Origin of the sequence: Chitinophaga sp. (assembly GCF_039596135.1) — a bacterium.
Taxonomy (GTDB): Bacteria; Bacteroidota; Bacteroidia; order Chitinophagales; family Chitinophagaceae; genus Chitinophaga.
This window is the reverse complement of record NZ_JBCNKH010000012.1, coordinates 31,841-47,866: the sequence shown is the minus strand read 5'-3', so window position 1 is coordinate 47,866 and position 16,026 is coordinate 31,841. Positions and strand designations below refer to the sequence as shown.

Below are 16,026 nucleotides of genomic sequence, written 5' to 3'. Positions count from 1 at the left end.
AATTTTATTAGAGAAGGGCAAAGATAAAGTTCCAATTCTCAAATGACAAATTCCATATTTCCAACCCTTTGCGTATATACAAGGAATTTTTGTAAAGTGTACAAAAATTGTATCAGTCAGCTGGCAGAATTCTCGCTTTGCGCCTGTACATATTATATATATAAGGTAATATTTCATCAATTTTTGCTCATTTTAGCATACTCAGCAGGTTTTAATACTTATGTAATTGGTTTTTACCTTTTAATGGGATTTTAAACTTATCCTTCGGGCATCACATTGGGAATTTGGTATATTTGCCCCCTGTTTAAATTATTGTTAAGAATTTGAACATTCTCAAGTACTAAAATAGCACCACATTACATGAAATCATTTTGGAAGAATATACCAAGGTATATTCGGTATGTGATTGTTCAGGCCATATTCCTTTACCTTTTCACATTGCTGTTTCGGTTGATATTTTATTTTTTCTTTTTTAAATCAACCGTTCACGATAATGGAGCCATTGCTAAAGCCTGGAATTTTGGTGCGCGTTTCGACCTGCGCCTCGCCCTCTATGTCATGGCGCCGCTGCTGATCATAGCCCTGATCTTCCGGAACGCCTTTTTTACAAAGAACTGGATAAGGAGATTTACGTTTGTCTACCTTTTTATTATCTATTTCGTGCTGATATGGCTGTACATCTTTGACCTGGGGCATTATGCCTACCTGGGTCTCAGAATCGAACCATCCGTGATGCGCTTCCTGTCTGACGGGGAGAGAGGAGATAATGCTACTATGCTGTGGGAGACTTATCCCATTGTAAGAGTGGTGATTGCCGTTGGCCTCTTTATGTGGCTGATGAGGCGCCAGTACAAGGGTTTATACCATCGCCTGTCTAAAGAGTCGCCTGTTTACCTGAAGGCTGGCCGTTATACCAGCTGGACGGTGGGTACCATCCTGTTGTTTGCTGCCGGTATGTATGGCAATGTGGCTTACTTTCCGCTGCGCTGGAGCCAGGCCATGTTCAGCAGGGACAATGGTATTACCAGTTTAGGTCTGAACCCGGTTCTATACTACGTTTCAAACCTGAGTGTACAGGCCGATACATTTGACGAGAAAAAAACGAAGGAATACTACCCGACTATTGTGGACTACCTGGGTATTGACCACCCGGATGTGAATACGCTGAACTTTGAGCGGGAAATTCCCGGATCGGACGAGAAGAAGAAAATGAACGTGGTACTGGTCATGCTGGAATCGACAGGGGCTTGTATTACTAGTATGTACGGCAATCCGATGCAGGCTACGCCCAACATGAAGGCGCTGGCTGACAGTGGGATCCTCTTCAATCATTTTTATGTACCAGCTATCAGCACCGCCCGTACTGTGTACGGGGTGACTACCGGTGTGCCGGATGTGACAATTACCCAAACTGCCAGCCGCCATCCACAGATGGTAGACCAGCGGGTGATCATGGACCAGTTCAAGGGGTATGAAAAATATTACCTGCTGGGTGGAAATACGAACTGGGCGAATATACGTGCCGTGTTTACCAACAATGTGGAGGGGGTAAAAGTGTATGAAGAAGGAATGTACAGTGCGCCAAAGGCCGATGTATGGGGAATTGCTGACTATGACCTGGTAAACGAAGCCGATAAATTGTTTAAAAATGCCAATGACAGGAAGCAGCCATTCATCGCTTTCCTGCAACTGGCTGATAATCATCCTCCTTATACTACCACTTCTGGTGGTGGGGGATTTAAAAAGGTGACGGAGAAGGATATAGACATGGCGAAGTTCAAAGAGGCCGGTTTTGTGTCCATCGATCAGTTCAATGCCCTTCGTTATGAAGATTACAATGTAGGCCACCTGATAGATCAGGCGCGTAAAAACGGCTACCTGGACAATACCATCTTTATCATGTTTGGCGACCATAACTGTAGCCTCAATCCCTACCACTTCATGCCGGTACCGGAATATGAACTGGGAAGTGGGGGGGTACATGCGACCTGTTTCATTTATGCGCCGGGTACGGTACGGCCTGGGGTGATCAAATACCCGGTGAGCCTGGTGGATATATACCCAACCATGGCGAAGCTGGTAGGTATGCCAGTGAAGAACTACACTATGGGCAGGGATATGCTGGATTCTACTATTACCACCAGGTATACACTCAGTGTATATGCCAAGAACCTGATGACCCATATGGCCGTAATTGGTGATCAATACCAGTATGAAATAAATATGAAAACCGGGGTACCAGCGCTGTACGACCTGAAATCCAAAGATCCGATGAAGAATGTAGTGAAAGAGCTGCCGGATACGGCAAAGAGCCTGGATCGGCTGGCGAGGGCGATGTATGAGAGTACGAGGTACCTGATGTTTAACAATAAGAAGCCGAACGCTAAATAGAATATCCCATTGGAGTTTGCGAAAGCAAACTCCAATGGGATATTTAGTATCTTGCACTCCCGATTATGATAATAGAAGCATATAACGATACGGACGTGGAAGTACAAAAACAGTGGTTCAAAGATTGGTTCAATTCTCCCTATTATTACCTGCTGTACAATAACAGGGATAATAAAGAAGCTGCCTCATTTATCGACAAGTTGCTGGAATACCTGCAACCACCCGCCGGTGCCACCATGCTGGATGTAGCCTGTGGCCGTGGCCGCCATTCCCGCTACCTGGCGGACAAAGGATACTTCGTTACGGGTATCGATTTGTCTATCAACAGTATCAATATTGCCAAAAAACTGGAAAACGATCACCTGAGCTTTTTCCAGCACGATATGCGCCTCCCATTCCGGGTCAACTACTTCGACCTGGTTTTCAACTTCTTCACCAGCTTTGGCTACTTCGAGTCGCAAAGGGAAAACGACAATGCGCTCCGCACCCTGAAGAACTCCCTCAAAGGGGGAGGTAAACTTGTTCTGGACTACCTGAACAGTACTTATGTGGGGCAACACCTGGTAGGCAGCGAGGTAAAAGAAAAGGATGATGTTGTCTTCGACATACAGCGTGAGCTGGTAGATGGTCATTTCCATAAGCAGATTAATATCCTGGATCGTGCCCGCCTGCAGCGCGCTTCTTTTACTGAAAGCGTATGCGCCTATACCTTAGCAGACTTTGAAGAGATGTTTGCCCGTCAGGGTTTACAGATAACAGAGGTCTTTGGTGATTACCATTTCAATGCCTTCAATGAGCAATTGTCACCCAGACTGATCATTATTGCCACAAAACCTTAGACATGAAACAAGCATTGCTTCACCTGGACCATCAGTTATTCAACCTGATTAATGGCCAATGGCATACGCCGTGGATGGATGCCTTCATTCCCATGCTAAGGGAACCCTTCATGTGGGCGCCATTATACCTTTTTCTTGCTGTATTTGTCACTATCAACTTTGGCTGGAGGGGATTCTGGTGGCTGGCTTTTTTCCTGCTCACCTTTGGCCTTGCTGACCAGAGCAGCCTGCATATCAAGGACTTTTTCGACAGGATACGACCCTGCCGTAACCCTGATCTGGCCGGTACAGTGCGTATCCTGGTGAGTTATTGCCCACAGAGTGGCAGTTTCACTTCCAACCATGCCGCCAACCACTTTGCCCTGGGTACTTTTTGTTTTTTAACTTTTCGTCATATCAACAAATGGTTTGCTTCCCTGTTTTTCCTGTGGGCGATTGCTATCAGCTATGCGCAGGTATACGTGGGGGTGCATTACCCGTTTGATGTAGCTGGCGGTGCCATATTAGGGATATTTTTAGGAGTAATGAGCGGCGGCTTTTTTCAGCGCCGTATCCGACTGGAATCTGAACTAACAACATGAACTGGCTTTTATTAATCATCATATTTGCTGCTACCGTAGGTGGTGGTATTATTCCAATGGTGGTCAGGAAGGCAAATCCCAACCTGCCCATTTATCTGCTGGCAATGTCTGGCGCCTGCCTCTTCGGCATCACTATTTTGCACCTGGTACCGGAGGTGTACCATGAACTGGGCCATCGGGCAGGTATTTACATCGTAGCCGGCTTTTTTTTGCAGGTAGCTTTACAACAATTATCGCACGGTGCAGAGCATGGACATACTCACCTGCCACAGGGAGATCATGATCATGTGTCTATTATCCCGTTGTTGCTGGGGCTTTCCGTACATGCGTTTATGGAGGGGATTCCACTGGGTTTCCAGTTCGCAGACCCTGCTACCCTGTCTTCGCTCGTGATAGGGGTAGCTGCACATAAGCTACCGGAGGCCATGACCTTGATCACTGTCATGATACATAGTCATCAGCATGGCGCGAAACTATGGCGTATTCTTCTTATCTTTTCGGCCGTCACTCCGGCTGCCGCTATACTGGCTTCCGTTCTTGGCAGTCACTCCGTATATATCACGAACATTATCGTTTACCTGGTAGCGTTGGTGATCGGAGCTTTTTTACATATATCCACCACCATTTTCTACGAAAGTGGTACACGTCATCATGAATTGAGCAAGCGCAAGGTGTTGGCCATATTGGCAGGTCTCCTTTTAGCATTTCTTACTTTAATATTTGAATAATTCTTTATTTTTAGGCTTTTAATATGGAAGTCGTCGTCATTATCTTCATCCTTATTTTACTAAACGGTCTCTTCTCCATGGCGGAAATAGCTATGGAATATGCGAGGAAGGCCAGGCTGGAATACCTTGCCAATAAAGGGGATGAAAAAGCAAAAGCAGCATTAAAGCTCGCAAACAACCAGGACAGGTTTCTGTCTACGGTACAGGTTGGCATTACCCTGACAAGTATTGCTATTGGACTTCTATCCGGTATTTTCCTCAGAGCGACACTCGTCGACATTATTTCCAGATCACCACTGCTCAGCCCATACAGCAATGGCATTGCCATTACCATCATTGTGGTGGTGGTGACGTATGTAACGCTCGTACTGGGAGAGCTACTGCCCAAAAGGGTAGGGATGGCGCGCCCGGAAGGCATTGCGAAGAGCGTGGCCAGGCCGATGATCCTGCTGTCCAGAATTACGTATCCTTTTATTTGGCTCCTGGGAATCTCTACCAGCCTGCTGGTAAAGATCTTCAATGTGAAGCCATCTGACAATAACCTCACTGAAGACGAGATCAAAGCCCTGATTACAGAATCAGACGCTATTGAAGAAACCGAGCAGGAGATCATCGAGCGTGTATTCCATCTCGGTGACCGGAATATTACCTCTCTCATGACCCACCGTACAGATATTGAATGGCTGGACATTCATGATAATAAAGAGGTAGTGAGGAAGAAAATATTTGACAGCCCCCACTCCGTATACCCCGTATGCGAAGGACAGGTAGACCACATCGTAGGTATTATTAAGATTAAGGATCTCTACATGGCTGCCGCTTCCAACAATTATTCCCTGAGTACCATTCTGAGAAAGCCCCTGTTTGTTCCCGAGAACAACTCTGCTTACCAGGTATTGGAAAAGTTTAAGGAAACCCAAAGCCGTGCTGCCTTTATTGTAGATGAATACGGTACCTTCCTGGGTATGATCACCCTGAACGATATCCTGGAGGCGATCGTGGGCGACATGCCGGAAACAGGTCAGGACGATGACTGGGAGATTGTACAGCGCGAGGATGGCAGCTACCTGGTAGATGCCCAGATTCCATTTTATGACTTCCTCAGCAAGTTTGACAAAGAGGGGTGGATGACGGAATTTGAGCAGGAATTCGATACGATGGCCGGCTTTATCCTGCATCACCAGGAGCACATTCCGAAAGTAGGGGAGAAATTCGAGTGGAGGGGGTTTACCTTTGAAATAGTCGACATGGATGCCCACAGAATTGATAAAGTACTTGTAGTAGCCCCGTCGCCGGAGGTGGAGGAAGGATAACCAACATGCAAAAATGAGTTAACTCCCTGGGGAGGGATAATTGAGTGAATTTATTAATTTTGCTCTCACTTTTACATAAGTAAATAATTTAATTTAACACAATACAATGGTCGTATTAGGAAGTAAAGAGCTTTCTTTGGAAGAAGTGCACCGGGTCTTGTTCAATGGGGAGGAATTGTCCCTTGATGCAGCGGCTTTACAACAGGTAGAGGAGAATTTTAAATTCTTACAGCAGTTTTCCGCCAAAAAACTGATCTATGGTATCAATACCGGTTTTGGCCCAATGGCACAATACCGCATCAGCGAAAGCGATACACATCAGCTGCAATACAATCTGATTCGCAGCCATAGCTCGGGGGCCGGTAACTACCTGAATCCTGTACTGACCAAAGGCCTGATGATAGCTCGTCTCAGCAGTTTTATGCAGGCTCATTCGGGGGTGCATCCTGAGCTTGTTTTATTACTGCGGGACCTGATCAATAAAAATGTATATCCCTGTGTATATGAGCATGGTGGGGTAGGTGCGAGTGGTGACCTGGTACAGCTGGCTCACCTGGCACTGGTGCTGATCGGCGAAGGAGAGGTAGTATACGAGGGCCAGCTGCGCCCTACAGCAGAAGTGTATGCACAACTCGGCATTAAGCCAATAGGTGTGCATGTACGGGAAGGGCTGGCAGTGATAAACGGTACCTCTACCATGACAGGTATTGGCCTGGTAAACATCATCCAGGCAAAGAAACTGCTGGGATGGAGCCTGATCCTGTCTTCTATGATCAATGAGATCGTGGAAGCATTTGACGACCACCTCTCTGCCGAACTGAATGCCGTAAAGAAACATGCCGGTCAGAACAAAGTAGCTGCCGCTATGCGCGACATTCTGAAGGATAGCAAAATGGTAAGGCACCGTCCGGACCACTTCTACAAAGAACTGGAAGAAGAGATCTTTAAAGATAAAGTACAGGAGTACTACTCCCTGCGCTGTGTACCACAGGTACTGGGCCCGGTATACGACACGCTGGCACATGCTGAGCAGATCGTGGTACAGGAACTGAATTCTGTGAGTGACAACCCGGTAGTGGATCATCACCAGCAAAACGTATTTCATGGTGGTAACTTCCACGGTGACTACATCTCCCTGGAAATGGACAAGGTGAAGATCGCAATTACCAAACTGTCTATGCTCTCTGAAAGGCAGCTGAACTACCTGATGAACGAAAAGCTCAATCACAAGTTCCCGCCGTTCATGAACCTGGGCAAGCTGGGGCTCAACTTCGGTATGCAGGGTATCCAGTTCACAGCTACTTCTACTGTGGCTGAGAATCAGACGTTGTCATTCCCGATGTATGTGCACAGTATTCCTAACAATAATGATAACCAGGATATTGTGAGCATGGGTACCAACTCAGCGCTCCTGACCCAGAAGGTGATTGAGAATACCTTCGAGGTACTGGCCATCCAGGTGATGACGATGCTGCAGGCGGTGGATTACCTGAATTGCCAGGATAAGCTGTCCTCCTTCTCACACCTGATCTACCAGGAAGTAAGGGCAATTTTCCCTAAATTTATCCAGGACAGCCCTAAATACAAGGATGCTAAAAGGATTAAGGATTACCTGGTACAGCACGAACCAAAAGTGAATATCTAAAAGGATTAAAATACTAAAGGATGAAATGTGCTTTAATAACAGGTGGCTCCAGGGGCATAGGCAGAGCGATATGTGTGAAGATGGCCGAAATGGGCTATTATGTAATTGTTAACTATAAAGGAAACGAAGCTGCTGCCAATGAAACACTGGAAGCGGTACGTGCGAAGGGAAGTAACGGAGAAACTTTACAGTTTGACGTAGCCAATGAGCAGGAAGTACAGGTTGTACTGGGCGGATGGGTAGAAGCCAATAAAGAAAAACAAATCGAAGTACTGGTGAACAACGCCGGTATCCGTGAAGATAATCTCCTGTTCTGGATGAACTCCACCCAATGGCGGAATGTGGTGAGCACAAGCCTGGATGGATTCTTCTATGTAACCAAGCAGGTATTGAACAACATGTTGATGAAACGTTACGGACGTATCATTAATATTGTATCCCTGTCAGGTATTAAAGGATTGCCTGGTCAGACCAATTACTCTGCTGCCAAAGCAGGTGTGATCGGTGCTACCAAGGCCCTGGCTCAGGAAGTAGCCAAACGTGGCGTGACGGTGAATGCGGTAGCGCCCGGTTTTATTAAAACTGATATGACAGCTGAACTGAACGAAAAGGAACTGGCCGCCCAGGTACCTATGAACAGGTTCGGAACCCCCGAGGAAGTAGCAGAAGCAGTGGCATTTTTTGCCGGCAAAGCGTCTGCTTATATCACAGGTGAAGTACTGTCCATCAATGGTGGTCTGTACACCTGATAAAGTATAATTCATTGTAAACCAATGCACCTAACTGTCACACATCCACACATTTACCTCCTGCCTGCAAAACGGGTAGAATCCCCGTGTACTTTTATATTTTCGCATGTAGGCTGCTCTAAAAATTTGCTATCATGAACAGAGTTGTGATTACCGGATTAGGTATTTATTCCTGTATTGGAAAAAACCTGGAAGCTGTAAGAGACTCATTATATAAAGGTAAGTCCGGGATTATCCTGGATCCTGCCAGGAAAGAGTTTGGGTATCGCTCAGGGTTGACTGGTTATGTAGACCGGCCGGACCTGAAGGGGATGCTGGATCGCCGTGCCCGCCTCATGATGCCGGAGCAGGCGGAGTTTGCCTATATGAGTACCCGCGAAGCACTGGCTATGGCAGGGTTAGACCAGGATTACCTGGAAAAGAAGGAAGTAGGGCTATTGTTTGGGAATGATAGTTCTTCGAAACCTGTGATAGAGGCGACCGACATCATGCGTGAAAAGAAAGACACCATGCTGGTAGGTTCCGGTTCTGTGTTCCAGACCATGAATTCTACGATCAATATGAACCTGGCCACTATTTTCAAGCTGAAAGGTATCAACTTCAGTGTGAGTGCGGCTTGTGCCAGTGGTTCTCATGCCATTGGACTGGGTTATATGTTCATCCGCAATGGCATGCAGGATTGTGTAATCTGTGGTGGTGCACAGGAAATCAATATTTACTCCATGGGCAACTTTGACGGTATTGCCGCCTTTTCAGTCAGGGAAAATGACCCTGCAAAGGCCAGCCGTCCGTTCGATAAAGACAGGGATGGCCTGGTACCTAGTGGTGGCGGGGCTACTGTGATCCTGGAAAGCCTGGAATCGGCACAGCGCCGGGGCGCAACCATCCTGGGTGAGGTAATTGGTTATGGATTCTCTTCCAATGGTGCGCACATCTCTAACCCGACTATCGAAGGGCCGGTACGTTCGCTGGAGATTGCACTGAAAGATGCCGGGTTAAAACCGTCTGAAGTGGAATACATCAATGCCCATGCTACCAGTACAATAGCCGGTGATGCCAGCGAAGCGGCAGCCATCGACCAGGTATTTGGCGAGGGCAAACCTTATGTAAGCTCCACCAAATCTATGACGGGGCATGAGTGCTGGATGGCGGGTGCCAGTGAGATTGTGTACTCTATGCTGATGATGCAAAACGGGTTCATTGCGCCTAATATTAACCTGGAAAATCCGGATGGTGCGGCGGCCAGATTAAATATAGCTGATACTACCATTAATAAAGATTTTAATATATTTTTGTCTAATTCTTTTGGATTTGGGGGAACTAATTCTTCCCTGATAGTCCGCAAGTGGAATAATGGATAGCTTGTTGTTAACTGTCAGCACTTTAGAGTATTTATTATAACTTTGAGGCAAAGATCAACGCACAACATTAAGAAGGGTACAGACAGATAAAGGAATACTAAAGACGATTAGGTGACGCGAACTATTTCAAACCAATTTTTTTAAACATCACAACCTATATCTGAGTTAGTTACACTTGATTATGGATAAGAAAGAGATTATACAAACGACGAATGCATTCCTCGTGGAGGAATTTGAGGCTGATCTGGCCTCCCTGACGCCTGATGCTAACCTGAAGGCTACCCTGGACCTGGATAGCCTGGACTACATTGACCTGGTAGTAGTAATTGAGAATAATTTTGGCTTCAAGGTAAACCCTGAAGATTTCCAGGGTATCATTACCTTCCAGGATTTTTATGACTATGTAGCCAATCGTCTTAAACAAAAAGAACTGGTATAATGGCTTCCTGGGAGGGAAAGTCTAAAGGGAATAAACTGGGGTACAGCATCTTTATTGGGACATTACGTTATGGAGGCGTATTGCCTGCCTACATTTTATTAAGGTTTGTAGCCGCATATTATTTCTTATTTTCCTATAGTTCATCTCGCCCTATTTTTCAATATTTTCATACGAAGGTAGGTTATGGCTGGTGGAGGTCGTTGTGGAGTGTGTACGGGAATTACTATGTATTCGGACAGGTACTGATCGATAAGGTCATTGTCATGTCCGGATTGTCTAATAAATTTACCTTTGAATTCGAGGGGGAGGAATACCTCAGAGAGATTACCACTGCGGGTAAAGGCGGTATCATGCTCAGTGCCCACCTGGGTAACTGGGAGGTAGCAGGTCACCTGTTTACCAGGCTGCAGACCCGCATTAATATTGTGATGTTTGACGGGGAGCATGAGCGGATCAAAAAGTATTTATCCAGTATAACGGGAGAGCGTAATGTGAATATCATTGTTATTAAGGATGATTTGTCGCACATTTACGCCATCAATGAAGCGCTGAGCAATCAGGAGCTGGTATGCATGCATGCAGACCGGTTTCTGGCAGGCAACAAAACGGTGACTGCTACCTTTATGGGGCAGGAAGCCAGTTTTCCGGCAGGACCATTTCTGCTGGCAGCCACCTTCAGGGTACCGGTATCACTGGTTTTTGCATTTAAGGAGACAAATACCCATTACCACCTCTATGCTACGCCACCACATGAATATCATGGCAGGCGCCGGCAGGGGGTAGAACTGGCTGTACAGGACTTTGTGCAGGAACTGGAAGGTATGGTGAAAAAGTATCCTGATCAATGGTTTAACTATTACGATTTCTGGGAACAGCCTAAAAACAATTAAAGAAGATGTTCATCCATACAGACGACATTACAACATATATTCCTCAGCGTACGCCGATCGTGATGATCAGTGGTATCCTGGAAGTAAAAGATAATATTACCCGCACCGGCCTTCAGATAGCGCCGGACAACCTGTTTGTAGAAGATGGCGTACTGAAATCACCTGGTCTGCTGGAGAATATGGCACAGACTGCCGCAGCCAGAGTAGGTTACGTAGCGCAACAGGAAAATACCCCTGTACCCATCGGTTTTATTGGTGCGGTAAAAGATTTTGAAGTGTTTGAGTTTCCACCTGCAGGCTCCTTTATTGAAACCACCACGGAGATTGTGAGCCAGGTGTTCAATGCTACTATGGTAGCTGCTAAAGTTCAGTTAAACGGAAAAGTGATGGCTCAGTGTGAGCTGAAAATATTTATAAACCCCTAATCACTAAAACCTTTCTTTATGACGCATGTTAGAAAACAACCTTTTCTTCTGCTGACATTGTTCCTGTTATGTAGCGCAAGCATACACAGTTATGCACAATCTTTAAAAGAATTTTTCGCCAACACGTCTACTCCGCTGACCTACCTGGGTGTAGACTTTTCATTGACGAAGATTCAGGGTGAGACTGCTACCCCTACAGAAATCAGCACAAAGTTTGAACCTATCAATTCTGTTATTGTTACTGAGGCGAAAAAGTATGACATAGCCGGCTCTTTCAAAAGAGATGCGGCCGTAATTAATTACCCTGATGCGGTAAACAAAGTGAATGAGAATGCTAATGTGGCCGGGATGAAGACAGACAATGTGAACGACCTGGGTAAGCTGACACCCGATGATATCAGCAAGCACGTAAAGGTGTATGACCTGAGTGGCAAGACGGGCATTGGGTTGGTATTCATCATGGATGGCATGAGCAAAACCGACAAGGAAGCAGCGATGTATGCGACCCTGATTAACCTGAGCACAAAGAAGGTGCTGCTCACAGAAAAAATAACTGGTAAGGCACAGGGTTTCGGTTTCCGCAACTACTGGGCATATACCGTTTACAAAGTACTGCACACAATTAGTTCAGATAAATATAAAGACTGGGCAAAAACCGCTGCATCAGCTCCTGAAGAAAAGGTAGCGGAAGCGCCCAAAGCTGATACTGCGAAGCCGAAAGCCGTTAAAAAAGGCAAGAAGGCAGCGTGATAAAACTGATGAATATATGTACCCGACACTAACGGAAAAGGCCAATATACTGGTAAAGTTTAACGAAGCAGATCCGCTGGGAATAGTATGGCATGGTCACTACATACGCTATTTTGAAGATGGCCGTGAAGCTTTCGGAGAAAAGTATGGATTCCGTTACCTCGATATATATAATCACGGTTATTCGGTGCCGGTTGTAAAAGTAGATTGTAATTACAAACGCTCTTTACGGTATGGAGACCGTGTCATTGTGGAAACCACCTATGTAAATACCCGGGCAGCCAAACTGAAGTTTGAGTATAAACTATATAATGCTGCCACCGGAGAGCTGGTGGCAGACGGCAGTTCTATGCAGGTATTCCTGGATATTGAGACAAATTCATTGCAACTGACCATGCCTCCTTTTTTCGAGCAATGGAAAAGGGAGCATGGTCAGCTCTAGCAAACTAAATAAATGAGCGGATATGAGGAATGTGTATGTAGCGGCAGATAATATCTTTTCTCCGCTGGGTAGTACGACAGCTGAAAATTTTGCACAGGTATGCAATGGGCAGAGCGGCATTCGCCTGCATGATGATCCGGCCTTTTCACCGGGTCCTTTTCATGCTGCCATGTTTGCACCCGGAAAGCTGAATATGCCTGCCCTTACACGTTTTGAACAGATGCTCATCCGGTCTGTACAGCAGGTATTGGATCGAACCGATATTGATATCAACGATGGGCGTACTGCTTTCATCGTATCGACTACCAAAGGGAATATAGAACTGCTGGAAGAACAGGAAAACCCTGTGATGGCAGAAATGGAACTGTTTCATACTGCCCGCAAGGTAGCCACCTATTTTGGGTATACTGCCGATCCGATTGTGGTGAGCAATGCCTGCATCTCCGGGTTGCTGGCGATTCTCACCGCCAGAAGACTGATCCTGTCAGGTCGTTATGATCAGGCGATTGTAACAGGAGCAGATGTATTGACGAAGTTTGTATTATCCGGCTTCCAGTCATTCCAGGCAGTGAGCCCTGAGCCCTGCCGCCCTTTTGATGCAGCGCGCAAAGGTGTAACGCTGGGTGAAGGTGCCGCAACTGTGCTGTTGACTACTAAGGTTTCCGGCATTCGTGTCGGCGCAGGCGCTGTAACAAACGATGCCAATCACATTTCAGGTCCAAGTCGTACTGGTGCAGAACTAAGTTATGCCATACATCAGGCACTGAAAGGAACGGGACTAACGACATCGGATATAGGGTTTGTATCCGCACATGGTACTGCTACTATGTACAATGATGAGATGGAGTCTAAAGCCCTGCACCTGGCTGGTTTGCTGGAAACGCCAGTGAACAGTCTGAAAGGATACTATGGTCATACCCTGGGCGCCGCCGGCCTGATAGAAGCAATCATTGGTATGCAGGCGCTACAGCAGGATACGGTTATCCCTACATTAGGATTTGAAACACTGGGGGTAAGTCAGCCGGTGATGATCAATAATCAGATAACTCATAAACCAATGCAGCATTTCCTGAAAACAGTGTCGGGATTTGGAGGGTGTAATGCTGCGATGGTATTTTCTAAATAGATATACACACAGCATGGAGCTTTTTAGTAAAGAAACAAAGACAGCCCTACAGGCACAGGAAGCAGCCCTGAGACTGGCATTTGCACCGATCGCCTTTCAGGCCACCCGCGCACTGCGTGACTTTGGCATATTGGAAGTGATTAGTAACAGTGGTCCTGAGGGCTTGACGATTGAAGAAGTTTTAGAGAAAGTAAAACTGTCTCGCTATGCTGTACGTGTATTGCTGGAGGCCGGTCTGGGCATGGAATTGCTGATAGTAAGTGAACAGAAGAAATATTCCCTGACTAAAACAGGTTACTTTATTCAACATGACAGGCTGACCCGTATCAACATGGATTTCTCCCAGGATATCTGTTACCTGGGTATGAACCACCTGAAGGAAAGCCTGCAGGAAGGCCGTCCCGCGGGCCTGAAAGAACTGGGGCCATGGGATACCATTTACCCCGGTTTACCACTCCTGCCACCAGAAATTGGCAAGAGCTGGTTCGACTTTGACCACTATTATTCCGATCTGGCCTTCCCAAAGGCATTAGAGATTGTATTTGCCAATAAACCACGCACGTTGCTTGACATTGGCGGTAATACCGGCAAATGGACACTGGCTTGTACACAACATGACTCCGATGTACGTGTGACTATGTTCGACCTGCCAGGTGAAATTGAAATTGCGGCACAGAAAATGAAGGACGCAGGTGTAGCAGATCGCGTATCCTTCCACGAAGCGAATATCCTGGATGAGAGCCTGCCTTTCCCACAGGGATTCGATGCGATCTGGATGAGCCAGTTCCTGGACTGTTTCTCCGAAGCGCAAATTGTATCTATCCTGAAACGTTGCCGGGAAGCGCTGACAGAAAACGGGACTATCTATATCCTGGAACCATTCTGGAACAGGCAGCGTTTCAAATCAGCAGCATTCAGTCTGCAGCAGACCAGTCTTTACTTTACAGCAATGGCCAATGGAAACAGTCAGATGTACCACACTGATGATTTCTTCAAATGCATTGCAGATGCAGGTTTGCGTATCGTAGAGGAAAACAACGAAATGGGCTTAAACTATACCCTCTTAAAGTGTAAAAAATGAGAGAAAAAGTAGACGTGCTGGTCATTGGTGCCGGCCCTTCAGGAACTGTGGCTGCTTCTATTATCAGGCAGGCTGGTTATTCTGTAAAAATCGTCGAGAAATTACAATTCCCCCGATTTGTGATTGGGGAGAGCCTGTTGCCCCGTAGTATGGAAGCCCTTTCAGAAGCGGGCTTTATAGATGCAGTAGCGGCGAAAGGTTTCCAGCAGAAGTTTGGCGCCAAGTTCGTCAAGGGCGATGCAATTTGTGATTTCACTTTTAAGGAACAACATACACAGGGTTGGGATTGGACCTGGCAGGTAACCAGGGCCGATTTCGATAAAGCACTGGCAGATGCTGTAGAAGCGATGGGGGTGCCGGTATGCTACAATACCACTGTGACCAATATCGAATTCAATGGCTCCGATTCTGTTACCACGGTAGAAGATGCCAATGGCAGACAGTACCAGATCGAAGCTCGTTTTATAGTGGACGGAAGTGGCTATGGCCGCGTGATTCCACGTCTCTTTAACCTGGAAAAGAACTCTAACTTACAACCACGCAAGGCATTGTTTGCCCACACTGTGGATGTAAACCGACTGAAATATGACGAGCCTAACCGTATTACAGCGGTTGTACACAGGCCGGGTACCTGGATCTGGATTATTCCATTTAGCTCCGGCAATACGTCAGTAGGTTTTGTGAGTGATCCATCTTTCCATGATGAGTTTCCAGGTACTCCGGAAGAGCAATTTAGGGCCATGCTGGACGCAGAACCATATACCAGGGAGCGTTTCAAAGACGTAGAGCTGGTATTTGAGCCACGGGTACTGGAATCCTGGTCTGCTACCACCGATAAGTTTTATGGAGAAGGTTTTGTGCTGACAGGCAATGTGACTGAATTCCTGGATCCAATTTTCTCATCTGGCGTAACTTTGGCCTGTGTGTCTGCACAGACGGCATCTAAACTGGTGATCCGCAAGCTGAAAGGGGAAGATATAGATTGGGAAAAAGAATACATGCAGCCCACCATGCAGGGTGTGAATACCTTCCGCTCGTATGTGATGGCATGGTATGAGGGTACCCTGGATAAGATCTTCTTTGCAAAGAAGATTCAGCAGGAAGTGAAGAACCAGATTTGTTCTGTACTGGCTGGTTACGTATGGGACGAAACCAATCCGTATGTAAAGAACCATGATACGGGATTGCAACGTCTGGCACGTACTATCGAGCTGATGGAAAAGATTGAGGAAGGAGATAAAAACCTTGCATAGTATCATTTAATAG

Annotated in this window: 16 protein-coding genes; all 16 read left to right on the top strand. The window is 46.3% G+C overall.

Features of this window, described 5'->3' with window-relative positions; all coding sequences use genetic code 11:
• Positions 1-360 precede the first annotated feature (360 nt).
• The 16 genes from ABDW16_RS10705 to ABDW16_RS10630 all read left to right on the top strand — a co-directional run bounded on the left by ABDW16_RS10705 (position 361) and on the right by ABDW16_RS10630 (position 16,013).
• On the top strand, positions 361-2,391 hold the full coding sequence (locus ABDW16_RS10705; RefSeq protein ID WP_343669627.1) for a sulfatase-like hydrolase/transferase: 2,031 nt from the start codon (positions 361-363) through the stop codon (positions 2,389-2,391).
• Between the two features lie 65 nt (positions 2,392-2,456).
• On the top strand, positions 2,457-3,230 hold the full coding sequence (locus tag ABDW16_RS10700) for a class I SAM-dependent methyltransferase (RefSeq protein ID WP_343669625.1): 774 nt from the start codon (positions 2,457-2,459) through the stop codon (positions 3,228-3,230).
• Between the two features lie 2 nt (positions 3,231-3,232).
• Positions 3,233-3,811 (top strand): phosphatase PAP2 family protein, encoded by a 579-nt coding sequence (locus ABDW16_RS10695; protein WP_343669623.1) that lies wholly within the window; start codon positions 3,233-3,235, stop codon positions 3,809-3,811.
• Positions 3,808-4,539, top strand: a complete 732-nt coding sequence (locus tag ABDW16_RS10690; protein ID WP_343669621.1) for a ZIP family metal transporter — start codon at positions 3,808-3,810, stop codon at positions 4,537-4,539. The genes ABDW16_RS10695 and ABDW16_RS10690 overlap by 4 nt, the downstream gene beginning before the upstream one ends.
• Before the next feature lie 23 nt (positions 4,540-4,562).
• Positions 4,563-5,852 carry a hemolysin family protein gene (locus ABDW16_RS10685; RefSeq protein WP_343669619.1) on the top strand — a complete coding sequence of 430 codons (1,290 nt, stop codon included), beginning with the start codon at positions 4,563-4,565 and terminating at the stop codon, positions 5,850-5,852.
• Between the two features lie 106 nt (positions 5,853-5,958).
• The gene (locus ABDW16_RS10680; protein WP_343669618.1) at positions 5,959-7,497 is read left to right on the top strand and encodes an aromatic amino acid ammonia-lyase; all 1,539 of its coding nucleotides are present in this window, start codon (positions 5,959-5,961) and stop codon (positions 7,495-7,497) included.
• 20 nt (positions 7,498-7,517) lie between these two features.
• Positions 7,518-8,246 carry a 3-oxoacyl-ACP reductase FabG gene (gene fabG / locus ABDW16_RS10675; protein ID WP_343669616.1) on the top strand — a complete coding sequence of 243 codons (729 nt, stop codon included), beginning with the start codon at positions 7,518-7,520 and terminating at the stop codon, positions 8,244-8,246.
• A gap of 134 nt (positions 8,247-8,380) precedes the next feature.
• Positions 8,381-9,607, top strand: a complete 1,227-nt coding sequence (locus tag ABDW16_RS10670) for a beta-ketoacyl-[acyl-carrier-protein] synthase family protein (RefSeq protein ID WP_343669615.1) — start codon at positions 8,381-8,383, stop codon at positions 9,605-9,607.
• A gap of 181 nt (positions 9,608-9,788) precedes the next feature.
• Positions 9,789-10,046, top strand: coding sequence for a phosphopantetheine-binding protein (locus ABDW16_RS10665; protein WP_072360041.1), 258 nt, complete (start codon positions 9,789-9,791; stop codon positions 10,044-10,046).
• Entirely contained in the window at positions 10,046-10,936 is an 891-nt protein-coding gene (locus ABDW16_RS10660; protein ID WP_343669614.1) for a lipid A biosynthesis acyltransferase, read from the top strand. Before ABDW16_RS10665 ends, ABDW16_RS10660 begins: the two co-directional genes overlap by 1 nt.
• Positions 10,937-10,941: 5 nt before the next feature.
• A complete protein-coding gene (locus tag ABDW16_RS10655; RefSeq protein WP_343669613.1) occupies positions 10,942-11,361 on the top strand; it encodes a 3-hydroxyacyl-ACP dehydratase in 420 nt (139 codons plus the stop codon).
• Positions 11,362-11,379: 18 nt separating this feature from the next.
• Positions 11,380-12,111, top strand: a complete 732-nt coding sequence (locus ABDW16_RS10650) for a hypothetical protein (protein ID WP_343669612.1) — start codon at positions 11,380-11,382, stop codon at positions 12,109-12,111.
• 16 nt (positions 12,112-12,127) lie between these two features.
• Positions 12,128-12,553 carry an acyl-CoA thioesterase gene (locus ABDW16_RS10645; protein ID WP_343669611.1) on the top strand — a complete coding sequence of 142 codons (426 nt, stop codon included), beginning with the start codon at positions 12,128-12,130 and terminating at the stop codon, positions 12,551-12,553.
• A 22-nt stretch (positions 12,554-12,575) separates the two neighbouring features.
• Positions 12,576-13,679, top strand: a complete 1,104-nt coding sequence (locus ABDW16_RS10640; protein WP_343669610.1) for a beta-ketoacyl synthase N-terminal-like domain-containing protein — start codon at positions 12,576-12,578, stop codon at positions 13,677-13,679.
• Positions 13,680-13,692: 13 nt separating this feature from the next.
• Positions 13,693-14,760, top strand: a complete 1,068-nt coding sequence (locus tag ABDW16_RS10635; RefSeq protein ID WP_343669609.1) for a methyltransferase — start codon at positions 13,693-13,695, stop codon at positions 14,758-14,760.
• On the top strand, positions 14,757-16,013 hold the full coding sequence (locus tag ABDW16_RS10630; RefSeq protein ID WP_343669608.1) for an NAD(P)/FAD-dependent oxidoreductase: 1,257 nt from the start codon (positions 14,757-14,759) through the stop codon (positions 16,011-16,013). The genes ABDW16_RS10635 and ABDW16_RS10630 overlap by 4 nt, the downstream gene beginning before the upstream one ends.
• Positions 16,014-16,026 lie beyond the last annotated feature (13 nt).

Excerpts from the sequence above, each read along its gene's own strand:
- ABDW16_RS10705 (WP_343669627.1), top strand. The coding sequence starts at position 361 with ATGAAATCATTTTGGAAGAATATACCAAGGTATATTCGGTATGTGATT.
- ABDW16_RS10700 (WP_343669625.1), top strand. The coding sequence starts at position 2,457 with ATGATAATAGAAGCATATAACGATACGGACGTGGAAGTACAAAAACAG.
- ABDW16_RS10695 (WP_343669623.1), top strand. The coding sequence starts at position 3,233 with ATGAAACAAGCATTGCTTCACCTGGACCATCAGTTATTCAACCTGATT.
- ABDW16_RS10690 (WP_343669621.1), top strand. The coding sequence starts at position 3,808 with ATGAACTGGCTTTTATTAATCATCATATTTGCTGCTACCGTAGGTGGT.
- ABDW16_RS10685 (WP_343669619.1), top strand. The coding sequence starts at position 4,563 with ATGGAAGTCGTCGTCATTATCTTCATCCTTATTTTACTAAACGGTCTC.
- ABDW16_RS10680 (WP_343669618.1), top strand. The coding sequence starts at position 5,959 with ATGGTCGTATTAGGAAGTAAAGAGCTTTCTTTGGAAGAAGTGCACCGG.
- fabG (WP_343669616.1), top strand. The coding sequence starts at position 7,518 with ATGAAATGTGCTTTAATAACAGGTGGCTCCAGGGGCATAGGCAGAGCG.
- ABDW16_RS10670 (WP_343669615.1), top strand. The coding sequence starts at position 8,381 with ATGAACAGAGTTGTGATTACCGGATTAGGTATTTATTCCTGTATTGGA.
- ABDW16_RS10665 (WP_072360041.1), top strand. The coding sequence starts at position 9,789 with ATGGATAAGAAAGAGATTATACAAACGACGAATGCATTCCTCGTGGAG.
- ABDW16_RS10660 (WP_343669614.1), top strand. The coding sequence starts at position 10,046 with ATGGCTTCCTGGGAGGGAAAGTCTAAAGGGAATAAACTGGGGTACAGC.
- ABDW16_RS10655 (WP_343669613.1), top strand. The coding sequence starts at position 10,942 with ATGTTCATCCATACAGACGACATTACAACATATATTCCTCAGCGTACG.
- ABDW16_RS10650 (WP_343669612.1), top strand. The coding sequence starts at position 11,380 with ATGACGCATGTTAGAAAACAACCTTTTCTTCTGCTGACATTGTTCCTG.
- ABDW16_RS10645 (WP_343669611.1), top strand. The coding sequence starts at position 12,128 with ATGTACCCGACACTAACGGAAAAGGCCAATATACTGGTAAAGTTTAAC.
- ABDW16_RS10640 (WP_343669610.1), top strand. The coding sequence starts at position 12,576 with ATGAGGAATGTGTATGTAGCGGCAGATAATATCTTTTCTCCGCTGGGT.
- ABDW16_RS10635 (WP_343669609.1), top strand. The coding sequence starts at position 13,693 with ATGGAGCTTTTTAGTAAAGAAACAAAGACAGCCCTACAGGCACAGGAA.
- ABDW16_RS10630 (WP_343669608.1), top strand. The coding sequence starts at position 14,757 with ATGAGAGAAAAAGTAGACGTGCTGGTCATTGGTGCCGGCCCTTCAGGA.